Origin of the sequence: Variovorax sp. SPNA7, from assembly GCF_033807855.1 — a bacterium.
GTDB lineage: Bacteria > Pseudomonadota > Gammaproteobacteria > Burkholderiales > Burkholderiaceae_C > Variovorax > Variovorax beijingensis.
Map to the genome: position 1 here is coordinate 4,759,254 of NZ_CP138513.1, position 17,112 is coordinate 4,776,365.

Genomic DNA, 17,112 nt, shown 5'->3' on the forward strand with positions numbered 1-17,112 from the left:
AAACCGATTCGCTTCGCAGCACCCATATGGCTACCAGTCCCCCTGTCGCACTCGCCCCCGTTCCCCCTGCCCCCGCACGTTCATCGAAGCTGTGGATCGTGCTCCTGATCGTCGTGCTGGTTGGCGCGCTGGCCGCCGCCGGCGGCTATTTCCTGCTGGTCCAGCGCGCATCGGACCAGCCCGCCGCTGCCGCTGCACCGGTGCCGGAGAAGCCGATCTTCGTGACCCTGGAGCCGCTCACCGTCAACGTGCAGTCCGAAGGCCGCGGACGCTTCCTGCACGTGGGCATGGCCCTCAAGGTGCGCGACGAGCAGGCCAAGGCGCGCATCGTCGAATTCATGCCCGAGATCCGCAGCCGGGTGCTGCTGCTGCTGTCGAACCGCCCGCCCGAGTCGCTGGTGACGACCGCGGACAAGGCCCGCCTGGCCGAGGAGATCCGCGTCGAGCTGAGCCGCCCGCTGGGCGCCGGCCTGCCGCCGCAGGAGATCGCCAGCGTGTCCTTCAACACCTTCGTGGTGCAGTAACCTTTTCCGGACCGCCGATCCATGGCCTACGAACAAGTGCTCTCCCAGGACGAGGTCGACGCGCTGCTGCAGGGCGTCACCGGCGGCGCGCCCGAGCAGAGCGATGGCGCCGCCGCCCGCACGGACGGCCTGCCGGTGTACGACCTGGGTGCGCCCGACCGCGTGGTGCGCAGCCGCATGCACACGCTGGAGGTCATCAACGAGCGCTTTGCCCGCCACCTGCGCAGCTCGCTGCTGAACTTCATGCGGCGCAGCCCCGACATCTCGGTCGGGCCGGTGCACATCCAGCAGTACGGCGAGTTCGTGCGCCACCTGCCGGTGCCGGCCAACATCAACATGCTGCACATGAAGCCGCTGCGCGGCACCGCGCTGTTCGTGTTCGATCCGAAGCTGGTGTTCCTGGTGGTCGACAACCTGTTCGGCAGCGACGGGCGCTACCACGTGCGTGTCGAGGGGCGCGACTTCACGCGCACCGAGCAGCGCATCATCAAGCGGCTCCTGAACCTCACGCTGCAGTGCTATGCCGACGCCTGGCAGCCGGTGTTCCCGCTGAGCTTCGACTACGTGCGTGCCGAGATGCACGGCAAGCTCGCCAACATCGTCGCGCCCAACGAGGTGGTGATCAACACCACGCTGCAGATCGAGTTCGGCCCGGTGGGCGGCTTCCTGCACGTGTGCATTCCCTATTCGATGATCGAGCCGATCCGCGACCTGCTGTCCAACCCGGTGCAGGACGAGATCGAGGTCGACAAGCGCTGGGTGCGCCAGATGTCCCAGCAGATGCAGAGCGCCGACGTGGAGCTCAGCGCCGAATTCATCACGCTGCCCTCGACCATCGGCGAGGTGCTCAAGCTGCAGGTGGGCGACGTGCTGCCCATCGAGCTTCCGACATCGATCACCGCGCGCGTGGACGGCATTCCGGTCATGGAATGCGGCTACGGCGTTTCGAACGAACGCTATGCCCTGCGCGTGCTGCAGATGATCTCCCACCAAGACAGCGATCCGAAGAACGACCATGACTGACAACACCCCGTCCACCAGCGATGCGGACGACTGGGCCAGCGCGCTGGCCGAGCAGACCGCGGCCTCCGCGCCTGCCCCCGCCTTCGCCCCTGCCGCCCCGCCGGCGATCGCTCCCGCTCCCGCACCTGCTGCCGCGCCCGCGGGCAGCCGCGTGTTCCAGCCGCTGCAGGCCATGGCGACCGGCGCCGGCTCGCCCGTGGACGTGGAACGCATCCTCGACGTGCCGGTGCAGCTGACGGCCGAGCTCGGCCGCACCCGCATCACCATCAAGAGCCTGCTGCAGCTTTCGCAGGGCTCGGTGGTCGAGCTCGACGGCCTGGCCGGCCAGCCGCTGGACGTGCTGATCAACGGCTACCTGATCGCGCAGGGCGAAGTGGTGGTGGTCAACGAGAAGTACGGCATCCGCCTGACCGACATCGTCACGCCCTCCGAGCGCATGCAGAAGCTCGGCCGGTCATGAACCTGTTCGCCCGTCGGCTGCGGCAGGCCGCGGCTTCGATCGCGGCCGCGGCCTGCCTTGCAGCGCGCGCGGCGCTGCCGACCGTGCCCTCGCCCGTGGAGGCCGCGCCGGCGGTCGGCGCCTCCAGCCTGCTGCAGGCCGGCTTCGGCATGTTCGCGGTGCTGGGCCTGATCTTCCTGTGCGCCTGGGCCGCGCGCCGCTTCGGCCTGCAGCGCCTGGGCGGTGGCCAATCGGTGAAGGTGGTCTCCAGCACCATGGTCGGCCAGCGCGAGCGCGTGGTCGTGGTCGAGGTCGGCGGCACCTGGCTGGTGCTGGGCGTCGCGGCCGGCCGCGTCAATGCGCTGCATTCGCTGCCGGCGCAGGCGCTGCCCGCGGCGCCGCCGGCCAGCGCAATGCTTGATGCCCGCCTGGCCGGCGCGGCGGGCCTGTTCGCCCAGAAGCTGCGCGACTCCCTCGGCCTGGCGCAGCGGCCTCACCCATGACGCGCATCGCCCGCCAACGAAGCCTTGCCGGCTTCGCGCTGATGCTGCTCGCCCTGGCGCTGCCGACGGCGGCATGGACGCAGGGCCTGCCCGGCCTCACCAGCACGCCCGGCCCGGGCGGCAGCCAGACCTGGTCGCTTAGCGTGCAGACGCTGGTGATGCTGACCTCGCTCAGCTTCCTGCCGGCGCTGCTGCTGAGCATGACCAGCTTCACGCGCATCCTCATCGTGCTGGGCTTGCTGCGCACGGCCATCGGCACGCAGTCGTCGCCGCCCAACCAGATCCTGGTGGGCCTTTCGCTGTTCCTGACCTTCTTCGTGATGGCGCCGGTGTTCGACAAGGTCCACGACGAGGCCTACAAGCCTTTCTCCGAAAACAAGATCACGGCCGAGAAGGCGCTCGAGAAAGGCATTGCGCCCTTCAAGTCCTTCATGCTGAAGCAGACGCGCGAGAACGACCTGGCCCTGTTCGCCAGGCTGGCGAAGATCCCCGACATGCAGGGGCCGGAGGAAGTGCCGCTGCGTATCCTGCTGCCATCGTTCGTGATCAGCGAGCTGAAGACCGCGTTCCAGATCGGCTTCACCATCTTCATTCCGTTTTTGATCATCGACCTGGTGGTGGCCAGCGTGCTGATGTCGATGGGCATGATGATGGTGCCGCCCGCCTCCATCGCGCTGCCCTTCAAGCTGATGCTGTTCGTCATGGCCGATGGCTGGCAGCTGCTGATCGGCGCACTGGCCCAGAGCTTTTATCTTTAGAGGCGCGCAATGACACCCGAATCCGTCATGTCCCTGGGCAGCCAGGCCATCCACGTCTCGCTGCTGCTGGGCGCGCCCATGCTGCTGGTGGCGCTGGTCGTGGGCCTGATCATCAGCATCTTCCAGGCCGCCACGCAGATCAACGAAGCCACGCTGTCCTTCATTCCCAAGCTGCTGGCGGTGTTCGCGGTGCTGGTGCTCGCCGGCCCCTGGATGCTGGCGCAGATGCTCGACTACATCCGCACGCTGTTCTCGAGCATCCCGCAGCTGGTCGCTTGAGCGCGCGCTGACATGCCCGCCATCTTCTCCGTCACTTCGGCGGAGCTGACCGCCTGGCTGACGGCCTTCCTGTGGCCCTTCGTCCGCATGCTGGCGCTGGTGAGCACCGCGCCGGTGTTCGGCGAGCCCGGCGTCGCGCGCCAGACCAAGGTGGCCGTTGCCGCGCTGCTGGCCGTGGCCCTTGCGCCCACGCTCGGTCCGATGCCCGCGGTGCCGGTGGTCTCCGCGGGCGGTGTGTGGATCCTCGTGCAGCAGGTGCTCATCGGCGGCGCCATCGGCTTCACGATGCGCATGGTGTTTGCCGCCGTGCTGGCCGCGGGCGAGTACATCGGCCTGCAGATGGGCCTGTCGTTCGCGTCCTTCTTCGACCCCATGGCCGGCGGCGCCACCATGGTGGTCGCGCGGCTCATGCACATGCTGGCCATTCTTCTTTTCCTGGCGGTGGACGGCCATCTGCTGATGCTGGCCGCGCTGGCCGAGAGCTTCCACACGCTGCCCATTGCCGATGCGCCGCTGGCCGCGCAGGGCTGGATGCTGCTGGTGTCCGGCGGCGGCCGCATCTTTGCCAACGGCCTGATGCTGGCGCTGCCGCTGGTGACCGCGCTGCTCACGCTCAACCTCGCCATGGGCATCCTGAACCGGGCCTCGCCGCAGTTCAGCATCTTCGCGGTGGGCTTTCCGCTCACGCTGCTGGCGGGCATCGGCATGCTGCAGCTGCTGATGCCGCAGCTCGGCGCCTTCCTGGAGCCGCGCTTTGCCGCCGCGCTGTCTTCGGTGCTCGAACTGACGCAGGCGCTGCGGCCCTGAGCCGCGCGCCCGTTCGCATTCACAGGTAGTTGAACAGCGCAATGCTGTGCAGCCGCGCGAAGGTCTGCTGCGTGGCCTTGAGCGAGGTTTCGCGCTGCAGGTACTCCGAGATGGCGCTGGCCGGGTCCAGGTCCACCAGCTCCGAGAGGTAGGCCTTGTCGATCAGGCCGCGCGAGGCGCCGCTGGTGTTGAGCGCATCGAGTTCGTTCATGCGCGAGCCGACCGACGACATGACCGTGAGCACGTTGTCGTGCGCATTGGTGATCTTGACGTTGAAGGTGCTCAGCGCGTTGAGCAGGTCGGCCTTCGCGGCGTCGCCGTTGCCGGCCAGCGGCTGCCTGAGCGCGGTGACCAGCTCGCCGATGGCGGCGAACACGTCGGTGCCCGCATTGCGCGCGGTGGCCACCTGGAAGGTGTCGCCGTCGGCCGGTGCGCCGCTCATGGTGATCTGCAGGCCGCCGAACGAGATGGCCGCGCCCGGCACGTAGGCGCCCGATGCGGCCACCACGGGCGGCGTGTCCTGCGTGGCGACCGTGTAGTTGCCGCCGCTGAAGCTGATCACGAAGTCCTTGCCGTAGTTGGCCGCGCCCGCGTCGGTCACGCCCACCGAGCCGAAGACGCCGGAGCCGGTGTTGCCCGCGCCCGCCGAGCTCACGTAGCCCGCGCCGCCCTGCACCGACTGGAACACGCTGCGCCCGTCGTCCGTGGTCGACATCTGGCGCGACACGTCGATCTGCATCAGCCGCTGGCCCTGGTCGCCCATGTACTGGACGCCGCCGGCCTCCGCCACGAAGGGCTGGCTCGCGCTCTTGAAGCCGGCGAACAGGAACTGGCCGTTGCCGTCGTCGGCATTGGCCACGTTCACGAGCTGGTCCAGGTTGCCCTGCAGCGTGGTGGCCAGCGAGGCGCGGTCGGCATCCGACAGCGTGCCGTTGCCCGCCTGCACCGCGAGCGTCTTCATGTTCTGCATGATCGAGGTGGCCGACTTGAGCGCGGTCTCTTCCTGCGAGAGCGAGAGCATCGCGCGGCTGCGGCTGGTGGCGTACTGCGCCGACTCCGCCATCGACTGGCTCACGCCCAGCGCGCGCGCGGCGGCCACCGGATCGTCGGCGGCCGTCAGGAACTTGGTGCCAGCAGCGAGCTGCTGCTGGATGCGGAACAGCTGCTGCTGCTGCGAACCCAGCGAGTTCATGCTCTGGGCGTAGAAGGATTGGGTGCTGATGCGCATCGCGATTCCTGAAGTTCTTCTTTGGAAAAATGCGGCCGGCTCAGCCGCGGATGCCGAGGATCGCGTCGAACATGGTCGATGCGGTCTGGATCACCTTGGCATTGGCCTGGTACATCTGCTGGTACATCAGCAGGTTGGCGGTTTCCTCGTCCTGGTTCACGCCGGAGATCGAGTCGCGGCTCGCGCGGATCTGGCCCGTCACGCTTTCCTGCGTCTTCTCTGCAACGCGGATCTCCATGGCGCGGTTGCCCACCTCGCTCACCAGCTTGGCGAAGGCGCCATTGAAGGTGGAGGTGCCGCCGTCCATCGCGGTCTTGCGCTGCAGCGCGCCGAGCAGCAGCGCGTTGCTGCCGTCGGACACGCCGCCCGCGTTCTTGCCGATGGTGAAGGTGTCGCCCTCGGCGGGCGCGCCGCTGAGCTTGACCTCGATGCCGTCGAAGCGGATGGACGCGCCCGCGGTGTAGGGCACGGCCGTGCCGGCGGCATAGTTGGTCGATGTGCCGTCGGCCAGCGTCACCGTGACTGCAGACGTCGCCGGAAATCCCGACAGCGTGTTGGCCGTCGCATCGTAGGCAAGCGTGACCGCCCCGGCCAGCGGCGTGGCCAGGTAGGCCGCGTCGACCACGGCCGGGCTCAGCGCGCCGGTGCCCTTGTTGCCCACCGCCTTGCCCGTGGCCAGCGGCGACGCGGCGGCCACCTTGGCCGTGTCGCGCACCAGCACGTCCATGTCGCGCGCGCCGGTGCGCGTCGGCTGCACCAGGAAGGAGTCGCCCGCCTGCGCGGTGCCGCTGGCCACCGCGAGGCTCACGCCGTCGAAGCTGGCGGGGAAGCTGGTGAAGTCGCCCATCGACCGCTTGTCCGACAGCCGCGTGACGCTGTAGGTGAGCGTGCCCGCCACGTCCTTCACCTGCACCGAATAGTCGCTGGTCGTGAGCTGCGAGGTATCGGCCACGCTGGCGCCAAGCACCATGTCACCCGCGTTGCGCGCATTGGAAAACACGCCCGGCGCGGCTTGCGAGAAGAAGTCGGTGCCCAGCACGCCGTTCAGGTCGACGCCCAGCTTGTGCTGGTCGTTGAACTCGCTGCCCAGCGCCATGGCCAGGCGTCCGACGGCGTTCTGCGTGCTGGTGAGCGTCTCGGCGCGGAAGGCCAAGAGGCCGCCCAGCGATCCGCCGCCGAGCACGTCGTCGTTGAGCTCGGACACCGTGCCGGTGAGGCCGACCAGCGCCACCGCCTTGCGGGTGGGATCGGCGGCGGACGAAACGGCCTGCAGCTGCGCGGCGCGGTCGCCCAGCACCAGCGTCTGGCCGTTGCCGATGAAGACGTTGTACTGGCCGCTGTCCTGCTCCAGCACCTTCACGCCCACGATCTTGCCGAGCTCGCTCACCAGCTGGTCGCGCTGGTCCATCAGGTCGTTGGGCGGCTGGCCGCCGGCCATGGCACCGAGCTGGCTGATCTGCTGGTTCAGGCTCGCGATCTGCGTGGCATAGGTGTTGATCTGTTCGGTGCTGCCTTCGATCTGGTCGTTGACCGAACTGTTCAGGTCCGTGAGGTACTGGTCGGTGGAGCGGAACTTGTTGGCCAGCGTCTGCGCCGCGCTGATGAGCTGCTGGCGCGCCGCCGGGTCGGCCGGCGTGTTGGCCACGCCCTGCACGCTGGCGAAGAAGCTCTGCATCAGCGGCGTGAGGCCCGCGGTCTTGTCGGCCAGCAGCGAGTCGATGCGGTTGATCTGCGATCCGTAGCTGGCGAGCGCCGCGCCCGCGGCTTCGGCGCCGTTGAGCTGGGCCGTGAGATAGCTGTCGTAGCTGCGCTGCACCGTGGTGACGCGCGCGCCGTTCCCGATGAACCCCGCACCGGTCGTCGTGCCGCCGTTCGACGACACCAGCGCGGTCTGGCGGCTGTAGCCGGCGGTGTACACGTTGGCCGTGTTGTGGGCCGTCGTCATGAGCGCGGATCGCGCGACGCTCAGGCCGGACAGGCCCGTTTGGAACATCGACATGAGGCTTTACCTGTAAAACGTTTCTTTGTTGGCACCGGGCATCGCTTGCGATGCCTGCTTCCTGTCTATCGGCAGGCGGCGCGGAAAATGAAGTCCCCGGTGGAACATTTCAGGCGGCGCGCCTGAACACGCTGACCGACTCGACCAGGCTCGCGGCCTGCTCCTGCATCGACTGCGCCGCAGCGGCTGCCTCTTCGACCAGCGCCGCGTTCTGCTGCGTCACCTGGTCCATCTGCGCGATCGCCTGGTTCACCTGCTCGATACCGGTGCTCTGCTCCTGGCTGGCAGCGGTGATCTCGCCCATGATGTCGGTCACGCGCTTGACGCTGTCCACGATCTCGTCCATCGTGCGGCCCGCCTCGGCCACCTGGCGGCTGCCGGCTTCGACCTTGTCGACCGAGTCGTCGATCAGGCCCTTGATTTCTTTTGCCGCTGCGCCCGAGCGCTGGGCGAGGTTGCGCACTTCGGAGGCGACGACCGCGAAGCCGCGGCCTTGTTCACCTGCACGCGCAGCTTCGACCGCTGCATTGAGCGCGAGGATGTTGGTCTGGAACGCAATGCCGTCGATCACGCCGATGATGTCGACGATCTTCTTGGACGAGCTGTTGATCGAGCCCATGGTGTCCACCACCTGGCTCACCACGCCGCCGCCGCGCACCGCCACTTCAGAGGCGGAGACCGCCAGCTGGTTGGCCTGGCGCGCGTTGTCGGCGTTCTGCTTGACGGTGCTCGTGAGCTCTTCCATCGACGCGGCCGTCTGTTCGAGCGAGCTCGCCTGCTCCTCGGTGCGCGAGGACAGATTCTGGTTGCCCGCCGCGATCTGGGTCGAGGCCGACACCACGTTCGACACATTGCTGTCCACGTCCACCACGATGGCCGAGAAGTTCGCGCTCATCTGGTTCAGCGCGCGCAGCAGGTGGCGCATCTCGTCCTCGGGGCGGACCTCGAACCTCGCAATGCCTCCGGAGGCGATGGCCTGCGCCACCTGCACCGCCTGGTCCATGGGCCGGAACACCGTACGGTCGAGGAAATATCCGAAGCCGGCCCAAGCCAGGGTGCAAACCGCACAGCCGGCGGCCCAGGCCTCGGGGCCGAGCCAGCCGTGCCAGCCGGCTGCGCCGAGCACCAGCATCGACACGGCCGCGGCCGTGGTCGAGCCCAGCACACGCAAGCGGATCGGGAGGCGGCGCAGGCTGGCCAGGAGGCTCGTCCAGCCACGCTTGACGACTTCGCCCTGCCGGATCGCCAGGCCCCGCGCCTGGCCTTCCCTGAACCTGCGATAGAGCTGCTCGGCCTGCGCCACGTCCGCACGATCGGGCTTGCTGCGCACCGACATGTAGCCCTCGACCTCGCCCCTGCGGCGGATCGGCGTCACGTTCGCAAGCACCCAGTAGAAGTCACCGTTCTCGCGCCGGTTCTTGATCACGCCGGTCCAGGGCAGCCCCTGCTTCAGGGTCTCCCACATGTCGGCAAAGGCCTCGGGCGGCATGTCGGGATGCCGGATCATGTTGTGCGGCTTGCCGATGAGCTGCGCCACGGCGTAGCCGCTGGCGGCCACGAAGGCCGGGTTGACGTAGGTGATGCGTCCCTTCAGGTCGGTGCGCGACACCAGTGCTGCGTCGTCGTCGAGCAGGTATTCGTTGGCGGTAACGGGTAGATTGACTCTCATGAATTCCAGATCGATGGATTTATTTTTTCTTTCTAGGCGAAGGTTGGCTCCACAGGCCGCAGCGCCAGGGCTGCGCGGGAGCCGCCAGGCACGCTCGAAGCAAGTGCCGGATCGCGCGCGCCTCTTGCGCCGGGCTCGAGCCTGAACACGCTGACCGACTCGACCAGGCTCGCGGCCTGCTCCTGCATCGATTGCGCCGCGGCTGCGGCCTCTTCGACCAACGCCGCGTTCTGCTGCGTCACCTGGTCCATCTGCGCGATCGCCTGGTTCACCTGCTCGATGCCCGTGCTCTGCTCCTGGCTCGCGGCGGTAATCTCGCCCATGATGTCGGTCACGCGTTTCACGCTGTCGACGATCTCGTCCATCGTGCGGCCCGCCTCGGCCACCTGGCGGCTGCCGGCTTCGACCTTGTCGACCGAGTCGTCGATCAGGCCCTTGATTTCTTTTGCCGCTGCGCCCGAACGCTGGGCGAGGTTGCGCACTTCGGAGGCGACGACCGCGAAGCCGCGGCCTTGTTCGCCGGCTCTTGCCGCCTCGACGGCTGCGTTCAAAGCCAGGATGTTGGTCTGGAATGCGATGCCGTCGATCACGCCGATGATGTCGACGATCTTTTTCGAGGAGGCATTGATCGACGCCATGGTGTCGACCACCTGCCCCACGACGCCGCCGCCCTTCACGGCCACTTCGGAAGCCGAGAGCGCGAGCTGGTTGGCCTGTCGCGCGTTGTCCGCGTTCTGCTTGACGGTGCTCGTGAGTTCTTCCATCGAGGCCGCGGTCTGCTCCAGCGAACTCGCCTGCTCCTCGGTGCGCGCTGACAAGTCCCGGTTGCCCGCCGCGATCTGCCCCGAAGCGGTCGCGATCGTGTCGGTGCCCTGGCGCACTTCGCCGACCACCTTGGCCAGGCTCTCGTTCATGTGCTTCAGCGCCTGCATGAGCTGGCCGGTCTCGTCGCGCGAGTGGGCCTCGATGACCGAGCCGAGGTCGCCACTGGCCACCGTCTCGGCCACCTTCACCGCGCGGCCCAGCGGCTGCGTGACGCTGCGCGCGATCAGGAAGGCGCAGGCCGCGCCGATCAGCAGCGTGAGCGCCGTCAACACGATGCGCAGGTTGAAGCCTCGCTCGTTGGCCTCGTCGATCGCACGGCTCATGTCGTCGATCGCCTTGCGCTCGAGCGCCAGCAGTTCGAGCACGCGGCTTTCATAGGCCTTGGCGGCCGGCTGGAAGGTGTTCTTGAAAACCGCCTCCGCTTCGCCCGGGGTGCCGCTGGCCTTGGCCTTCTGCACCGCGTCCTTGGCGGCCTGGTACTTGGCCCGCAGTTCCACGATGGACTTGAAGGTCGACTTCTCGAGATCGGTCACCAGCAGGGCCTCGACCTTGGCCATGGTTTCTCCGCCCTTCTTGACGCTGTCGGAGATGACATCGGCAAAGGTGACGGGAAGCGTCTCGTCGGTGGTCCGGGCAATCATCGCGGTTCGCGCGATGGCCGAGTAGGTCAGCACGTACCAGTCGGAGATGAGCCGCTCCTTCGCGAGCGGGCTCTGCATCATCAGGCGCGTGGCCTCGGCATTGCTTCGGGCGTTCACCAGGGCGAACGCGGCCGAGACCAGGGTCAGCGCGAGAACCAGGCCGAAGCCGATGGCCAGGCGAGTCCCGATGCGCATGTTGGAAAGGAAGTTCATCGTTGAATACCGAATGGGAATGAAGGAGGCGCGCGGCCTCAGATGGGTGCCACCTCGGGCGCGTGGTAATGGACAGGGCTGGTTTGCCGCAAGGCGGTTGCGGCCGGGCGCGGCGGGCCGTCCAGCTTGAACACGCTGACGGCCCCGACCAGGCTCGCGGCCTGCTCCTGCATCGACTGCGCCGCAGCCGCCGCTTCTTCGACCAGCGCCGCGTTCTGCTGCGTCACCTGGTCCATCTGCGCAATGGCCTGGTTCACCTGCTCGATGCCCGTGCTTTGCTCCTGGCTGGCCGCAGTGATCTCTCCGATGATGTCGGTCACGCGCTTGACGCTGCCCACGATCTCGGCCATGGTCTTGCCGGCTTCGCCGACGAGCGCGCTGCCCATGTCGACCTTGCCGACCGAATCGTCGATCAGGCCCTTGATTTCCTTGGCGGCGGCGCCCGAGCGCTGGGCGAGGTTGCGCACTTCGGAGGCGACGACTGCGAAGCCTCTTCCCTGCTCGCCGGCCCTTGCGGCTTCCACTGCCGCATTGAGCGCCAGGATGTTGGTCTGGAACGCGATGCCGTCGATCACGCCGATGATGTCGACGATCTTTTTCGAGGAGGCGTTGATCGACGCCATGGTGTCGACCACCTGGCCCACGACGTTGCCACCCTTCACTGCCACTTCGGAGGCAGACAAGGCCAACTGGTTCGCTTGCCGCGCGTTGTCGGCGTTCTGCTTCACCGTGGAGGTCAGTTCTTCCATCGAAGCCGCGGTCTGCTCCAGCGAGCTGGCCTGCTCCTCGGTGCGCGATGAAAGATCCTGGTTGCCCGCGGCAATCTGGCCCGAAGCCGTGGCGATGGCATCGGTGCCCTGGCGCACGCCGCTCACCACCTTGGCGAGGCCGCCGCGCATCGATTCGACGGCCCGCGTGATCACGCCGATCTCGTCGCGGCGGTCGGACGACAGCGGCCGGGACAGGTCCCCCTGGCCGATGGCCTGCACATGCTCGCTCAGTACGCGAAGCGGCCGCACCATGCGCCGGATGAAGACGATCAGCGCCGCGCCCAGCAGCAGCGCGGCCAGCGCCATGAAGCCGCCGAGCAGGCTCATCTCGCGGTAGAGCTCGGCCATCACTTCCGAGGCGGGAATCTCCGCCACCACCAGCCAGCCGGTCGCATCGCTCCTGCTCACGGACGCATAGCGCTGCCCCGGTTGCGCCGCCTGCACCGGCAGGAGCACCGCGGGTGCATCGTCGATCCACGCGGCGTCCTCGCCCTTCAGGCGTGCAAGCCACCCTGCCGGATCTGCGCCCTGCAGAACCTCGGACAGCTTCTTGCCGGCCGCCGATGGATGAAAGACGAGCGTGGCGGCGGCGGGGTCTGCGCCCGGGTTGACGATGTAGAGCCCGCCCGTGTCGAAGATCCGGCTCTGGCCCACCGCTTCGCCGAAGGAGGCCTGCTGCTGCGAGATGTCCAGGCCGATGTAGAGCACCGCGACGACCTGGCCCGCGGCATCGCGCACCGGCTCGTAGACCGTCATGAAGGGGCGCCCGAACAGCATGACGCGGCCGACGAACTTCTTGCCCGAGCGCAGCACCGGATACGCGGCGCTCTTGCGGTCGAGCAGCGTTCCGATGGCGCGCTCGCCGTTCTCCTTCTTGACCGAGGTCGTGATGCGGCGGAAGTCTTCGCCCTGCGCCACGAACACCGTGGCGTTGGCGCCGGGGAAATCCCGCGCGAAGGCGTCCACCTCGCTCGTGCTCGCGCCATTGATCGGCGTGCCGTAGCTGCTCACGATGCCTTGGGCCGCATCTTCGACAGCGAAGGTGGCCGCGAACTGGCGCCGGAAGACGCCGTACGCGTTCTCCGCGGTCAGCTGCATGGTGCGGTCGAAGATGTCGAGCGACCGCGCAATCGCTTCGGCCTTGGCATTGGCGTATTGCGCGGCACTGCGCTGCTGCTGCGCGGAGCCGATCGCATAGAACGCCGCGAGCAGGAGCGCCGTCATCAGAAGGATGGCGAAGGCGGCCCTGACGGTGAGCGTGCGCGCCAGCGAGACGAAGGGGCGCGTTGGCTGGGACGAGTCCGTGGCTGCGGCTTTCATCAGGGTTCTCTCCTGTGGGGGGTGGGTGGGTCTAGAACTCGGTCCAGTCGCCCACGGCAGCCGCGGCGCCGCCGGCCAGGGTCAGCGGCGCGGCGGAGGCCATGGCTTCCTTCTTGCGCGGCTTCGCGAGCGGCCGGGCCGGCGCGTCGGGCGTGCGCGGTGCTTGCGCATGGAGGGTTTGCGCCCCGCCTTCGAGCCTGAACACGCTCACGGCCTCCACGAGGCTCGCGGCCTGCTCCTGCATCGATTGCGCCGCCGCGGCGGCTTCTTCGACCAGCGCCGCGTTCTGCTGCGTCACCTGGTCCATCTTCGCGATCGCCTGGTTCACCTGCTCGATGCCCGTGCTCTGCTCCTGGCTCGCGGCCGTGATCTCTCCGATGATGTCGGTCACGCGCTTCACGCTGCCCACGATCTCGGCCATGGTCTTGCCGGCTTCGCCGACCAGTGCGCTGCCCTGGTCGACCTTGCCGACCGAATCGTCGATCAGGCCCTTGATTTCCTTGGCCGCTGCGCCCGAGCGCTGGGCGAGATTGCGCACTTCGGAGGCGACGACTGCGAAGCCGCGGCCCTGCTCGCCGGCTCTTGCGGCTTCCACCGCCGCATTCAAGGCCAGGATGTTGGTCTGGAACGCGATGCCGTCGATCACGCCGATGATGTCGACGATCTTTTTCGAGGAGGCGTTGATCGACGCCATGGTGTCGACCACCTGGCCCACAACGTTGCCGCCCTTGACGGCCACTTCGGAGGCCGAGAGCGCGAGCTGGTTGGCTTGCCGTGCGTTGTCCGCGTTCTGCTTCACCGTGGAGGTGAGCTCTTCCATCGACGCCGCGGTCTGCTCCAGCGAGCTGGCCTGCTCCTCGGTGCGCGAAGAAAGATCCTGGTTGCCCGCGGCAATCTGGCCCGAGGCCGTGGCGATCGCATCGCTCGATGTCTTGATCCGCACCACGACTTCGGTCAGCTGGTCCTGCATGCGCTTGATCGAGAACAAGAGGCTGCCGGCACGGGCCGAGCGGGCCTGCACGCTTTCGCTCAGGTCGCCGTTCGCGATGCGGCCGACCACGTCGGCGGCATAGCCGGGCTCGCCGCCCAGTTGCCGCGCGAGCAGCCGCGCCACCACCACGCCGAGCCCCACGCTGATGGCGATACCGGCCAGCGCCATCAGCACCATCAGCAGCCGAGACGTCTTGAAGGTGCGTGCGGCGTCCTCCATGCTGTCCCTGGCCTGCTGGTCGCTGTAGGCCACCATGCGCTGAAGCACTTTCTCCAGCGCGCGCGACTCCTTGAGCAGTTGCTCGCTCTCCTGCGGCACGCTGCCTTCGAACTGCGAACTGTCCAGCGACTGCTTGGCGATGAGGTCGACAAAATCGAACAGGTGTTTCTTCAGCGGCGGCATCAGGCGCTGGTACTGCTCGCTGAGTTCCCGGCCCTCGGGTGTCTCTTCGAGCAGCGGCTTGACCTCGGCCACGTTCGATTCGAGCGCCTTCACAGCATTCTTCAACTCCGTGAAGCCGGTGTTGCGCTCGCCCTTGGTGCCGGCCGACAGCAGGCCCATCTGGGCGCGGCTCGCGTCGAGCAAGTGGATGTTGGCCGCCTGCACGGCCTTCATCGCGCGCAGGTCGTGGCTGTAGAGGTTTTCAGTCGAGGCGTTGATGCGCCCCATGTGGAAGATGCCGAGCCCGCCGACCGCGGCACCCACCGCCGCGACCACGAGAAAGCTGAGAACCAGCTTGGCGGCGACACGAAGCTCCAGGAACCATTTCATTTTTCTTTTCTCCTGCGGTGCGTCAGAACTCGGTCCAGTCGCCCGGCGCGGCGGCCTGGGCCGCGGCGAGCCTTGGAGCGGAACGGGTGTCGGCTGCGCGGCGGGCCGCTGCCGGCCGGGTGGGCGCCTTCAGTGCGGGCACCGCCTTGCGCGGCGGCAGCGCCGGCTGCACCCGGGCCTGCATCTGCACGAGCGGGCGCGGTGCGTTGTCGCTGTCCAGCTTGAACACGCTGACCGACTCGACCAGGCTCGCAGCCTGCTCCTGCATCGACTGCGCCGCGGCTGCGGCCTCTTCGACCAACGCCGCGTTCTGCTGCGTCACCTGGTCCATCTGCGCAATCGCCTGGTTCACCTGCTCGATGCCGGTGCTCTGCTCCTGGCTGGCAGCGGTGATCTCGCCCATGATGTCGGTCACACGCTTGACGCTGTCCACGATCTCGTCCATCGTGCGGCCCGCCTCGGCCACCTGGCGGCTGCCAGCCTCGACCTTGTCGACCGAGTCGTCGATCAGGCCCTTGATTTCCTTGGCGGCTGCACCCGAGCGCTGGGCGAGGTTGCGCACTTCGGAAGCGACGACTGCGAAGCCACGGCCTTGTTCACCTGCACGCGCAGCTTCCACCGCTGCATTCAAAGCCAGGATGTTCGTCTGGAAAGCGATGCCGTCGATCACGCCGATGATGTCGACGATCTTTTTCGACGAGCTGTTGATCGATCCCATGGTGTCCACCACCTGGCTGACCACACCGCCGCCGCGCACCGCCACTTCGGAGGCGGAGACCGCCAGCTGGTTGGCCTGGCGCGCGTTGTCCGCGTTCTGCTTGACGGTGCTCGTGAGCTCTTCCATCGAGGCGGCCGTCTGCTCGAGCGAGCTCGCCTGCTCCTCGGTGCGCGAAGACAGGTCCTGGTTGCCCGCAGCGATCTGTCCCGAAGCCGTCGCGATCGCATCGGTGCCGTGGCGCACTTCGCCCACCACCTTGGCCAGGCTGCCGTTCATGCCCTTGAGCGCATGCATCAACTGGCCGGTCTCGTCCTTCGTCGTCACGTCGATGCGGCTGGTCAGGTCGCCGGCGGCCACCGCTTCGGCCACCTCGACGGCGCGGCGCAGCGGATGCGTGATGCTGCGCACCAGCAGCCAGGCGAGCACCAGGCCCAGGCCCAGCGACAGCGCGCCGAAGACGACCAGCATCACGCTGGTGCTGGCGCGCATCTTCTTGCTGCGCTCGGCCGCGGCGTCGAGCAGCGCGCGTTCCGTGTCCACCATCTGCTGCACACCCGCGAGATAGCTGCGCGAGGTGGGCTCGAAGCGTTCGTTGAAGATCCGGTTGGCGCCTTCCATGTCACCCGCCAGCTTGGCCTTGCTGACCTCCTCGCGGGCCGCGAGGTAGGCCTTGCGCAGTTCGCCGACCTTGTCGTACACCGCCTTCTTTTCGGGCGTGTCCATCTGTTCCTCGATGAACTTCTGCAGCTCGTTGGTCTCCTTGATGGAGAGCGCCGTGGCCGGTGCGAAGTAGGCGATCAGGCTCGCATCGCTGCTCTTGGCAATGGCAGCGGCGCGCTGGACGCCCGAGGTGGTGTTGCGCAGCCAGTCGGCGCCGGCCCGCTCGGTCTTGATGTTCTTCTCGACCATCGCATTGATTTCCTCGCCGAGCTGCTGCAGCTTCAGCACGGCAAGCACGCTGCTCGTGAGAGACAGGGCGAGGATGACGCCGATCACGACGGCCAGCCGCTTGCCGATGGAAATATTGCTCAGAAACATGCTCATCACTCCAGAAAATCAGGAAAGGGCAAGCACGCAACACGCGCACTTGCCGCAGGAAAGGGTTGTGCGCGCCCGCCTCAGGCGGCGATCTTTTCGACCAGGCCCATCTCGTCGCTGGACATCAGCCGGTCGATGTCCACCAGGATCAGCATCCGCTCGTCCAGCGTGCCCAGCCCGATCAGGTAGTCGGTGTCCAGCACCGAGCCCATCTCCGGCGCCGGCTTGATCTGCTCCGCGCTCAAGGTGATCACGTCCGACACGCTGTCCACCACCATGCCCACCACGCGCCCGCCAATGTTCAGCACGATCACCACCGTGAACTGGTCGTAGCTGGGCGTGCCCAGCCTGAACTTGATGCGCATGTCGATGATCGGGACGATGATCCCGCGCAGGTTCACCACGCCCTTGATGTATTCCGGTGCATTGGCAATGCGCGTCACCGCGTCGTAGCCGCGCAGCTCCTGCACCTTCTGGATGTCGATGCCGTATTCCTCCTGGCCCAAGGTGAAGGAAAGAAATTCCAGCGGCCGGCCCGGCCGCGTCGGGGCGGTGTTGCGGCTGTCGGTGGTTTGTTGGGGTGTTGTTGTGCTCAT

Annotated in this window: 15 protein-coding genes; 7 read left to right on the forward strand and 8 right to left on the reverse strand. The window is 67.5% G+C overall.

Annotated features, from left to right (window positions below):
• Positions 1 to 98 precede the first annotated feature (98 nt).
• From fliL to fliR, 7 genes are read left to right on the forward strand one after another with little or no spacing between them, the layout of a single operon-like run.
• Entirely contained in the window at positions 99 to 524 is a 426-nt protein-coding gene (gene fliL, locus RZE77_RS22230; protein ID WP_319439306.1) for a flagellar basal body-associated protein FliL, read from the forward strand.
• A 21-nt stretch (positions 525 to 545) separates the two neighbouring features.
• The gene (fliM, locus tag RZE77_RS22235) at positions 546 to 1,547 is read left to right on the forward strand and encodes a flagellar motor switch protein FliM (RefSeq protein ID WP_027730285.1); all 1,002 of its coding nucleotides are present in this window, start codon (positions 546 to 548) and stop codon (positions 1,545 to 1,547) included.
• Positions 1,540 to 2,007, forward strand: coding sequence for a flagellar motor switch protein FliN (fliN, locus tag RZE77_RS22240; RefSeq protein WP_015866950.1), 468 nt, complete (start codon positions 1,540 to 1,542; stop codon positions 2,005 to 2,007). The genes fliM and fliN overlap by 8 nt, the downstream gene beginning before the upstream one ends.
• Positions 2,004 to 2,489 carry a flagellar biosynthetic protein FliO gene (fliO, locus tag RZE77_RS22245; RefSeq protein ID WP_319439307.1) on the forward strand — a complete coding sequence of 162 codons (486 nt, stop codon included), beginning with the start codon at positions 2,004 to 2,006 and terminating at the stop codon, positions 2,487 to 2,489. The genes fliN and fliO overlap by 4 nt, the downstream gene beginning before the upstream one ends.
• On the forward strand, positions 2,486 to 3,247 hold the full coding sequence (gene fliP, locus RZE77_RS22250; protein WP_405546342.1) for a flagellar type III secretion system pore protein FliP: 762 nt from the start codon (positions 2,486 to 2,488) through the stop codon (positions 3,245 to 3,247). The genes fliO and fliP overlap by 4 nt, the downstream gene beginning before the upstream one ends.
• Before the next feature lie 9 nt (positions 3,248 to 3,256).
• Positions 3,257 to 3,526 (forward strand): flagellar biosynthesis protein FliQ, encoded by a 270-nt coding sequence (fliQ, locus tag RZE77_RS22255; RefSeq protein ID WP_021008858.1) that lies wholly within the window; start codon positions 3,257 to 3,259, stop codon positions 3,524 to 3,526.
• Positions 3,527 to 3,538: 12 nt separating this feature from the next.
• A complete protein-coding gene (gene fliR / locus RZE77_RS22260; RefSeq protein ID WP_319439308.1) occupies positions 3,539 to 4,333 on the forward strand; it encodes a flagellar biosynthetic protein FliR in 795 nt (264 codons plus the stop codon).
• Positions 4,334 to 4,352: 19 nt separating this feature from the next.
• Here fliR and flgL read toward each other — a convergent pair whose 3' ends face one another.
• The 8 genes from flgL to RZE77_RS22300 all read right to left on the reverse strand — a co-directional run bounded on the left by flgL (position 4,353) and on the right by RZE77_RS22300 (position 17,112).
• Entirely contained in the window at positions 4,353 to 5,561 is a 1,209-nt protein-coding gene (gene flgL, locus RZE77_RS22265) for a flagellar hook-associated protein FlgL (RefSeq protein ID WP_319439309.1), read from the reverse strand.
• A 40-nt stretch (positions 5,562 to 5,601) separates the two neighbouring features.
• Entirely contained in the window at positions 5,602 to 7,560 is a 1,959-nt protein-coding gene (gene flgK / locus RZE77_RS22270; protein ID WP_319439310.1) for a flagellar hook-associated protein FlgK, read from the reverse strand.
• A 109-nt stretch (positions 7,561 to 7,669) separates the two neighbouring features.
• Positions 7,670 to 9,229 carry a methyl-accepting chemotaxis protein gene (locus tag RZE77_RS22275; RefSeq protein WP_319439311.1) on the reverse strand — a complete coding sequence of 520 codons (1,560 nt, stop codon included), beginning with the start codon at positions 9,227 to 9,229 and terminating at the stop codon, positions 7,670 to 7,672.
• 32 nt (positions 9,230 to 9,261) lie between these two features.
• Positions 9,262 to 10,908 (reverse strand): methyl-accepting chemotaxis protein, encoded by a 1,647-nt coding sequence (locus RZE77_RS22280; protein WP_319439312.1) that lies wholly within the window; start codon positions 10,906 to 10,908, stop codon positions 9,262 to 9,264.
• A 38-nt stretch (positions 10,909 to 10,946) separates the two neighbouring features.
• Positions 10,947 to 12,998, reverse strand: coding sequence for a methyl-accepting chemotaxis protein (locus RZE77_RS22285; protein WP_319439313.1), 2,052 nt, complete (start codon positions 12,996 to 12,998; stop codon positions 10,947 to 10,949).
• A gap of 31 nt (positions 12,999 to 13,029) precedes the next feature.
• Complete coding sequence (locus RZE77_RS22290) at positions 13,030 to 14,760, reverse strand: methyl-accepting chemotaxis protein (RefSeq protein ID WP_319439314.1); 1,731 nt, start codon at positions 14,758 to 14,760, stop codon at positions 13,030 to 13,032.
• A 22-nt stretch (positions 14,761 to 14,782) separates the two neighbouring features.
• Positions 14,783 to 16,516 (reverse strand): methyl-accepting chemotaxis protein, encoded by a 1,734-nt coding sequence (locus RZE77_RS22295; RefSeq protein ID WP_319442398.1) that lies wholly within the window; start codon positions 16,514 to 16,516, stop codon positions 14,783 to 14,785.
• Between the two features lie 80 nt (positions 16,517 to 16,596).
• The gene (locus RZE77_RS22300; RefSeq protein WP_319439315.1) at positions 16,597 to 17,112 is read right to left on the reverse strand and encodes a chemotaxis protein CheW; all 516 of its coding nucleotides are present in this window, start codon (positions 17,110 to 17,112) and stop codon (positions 16,597 to 16,599) included.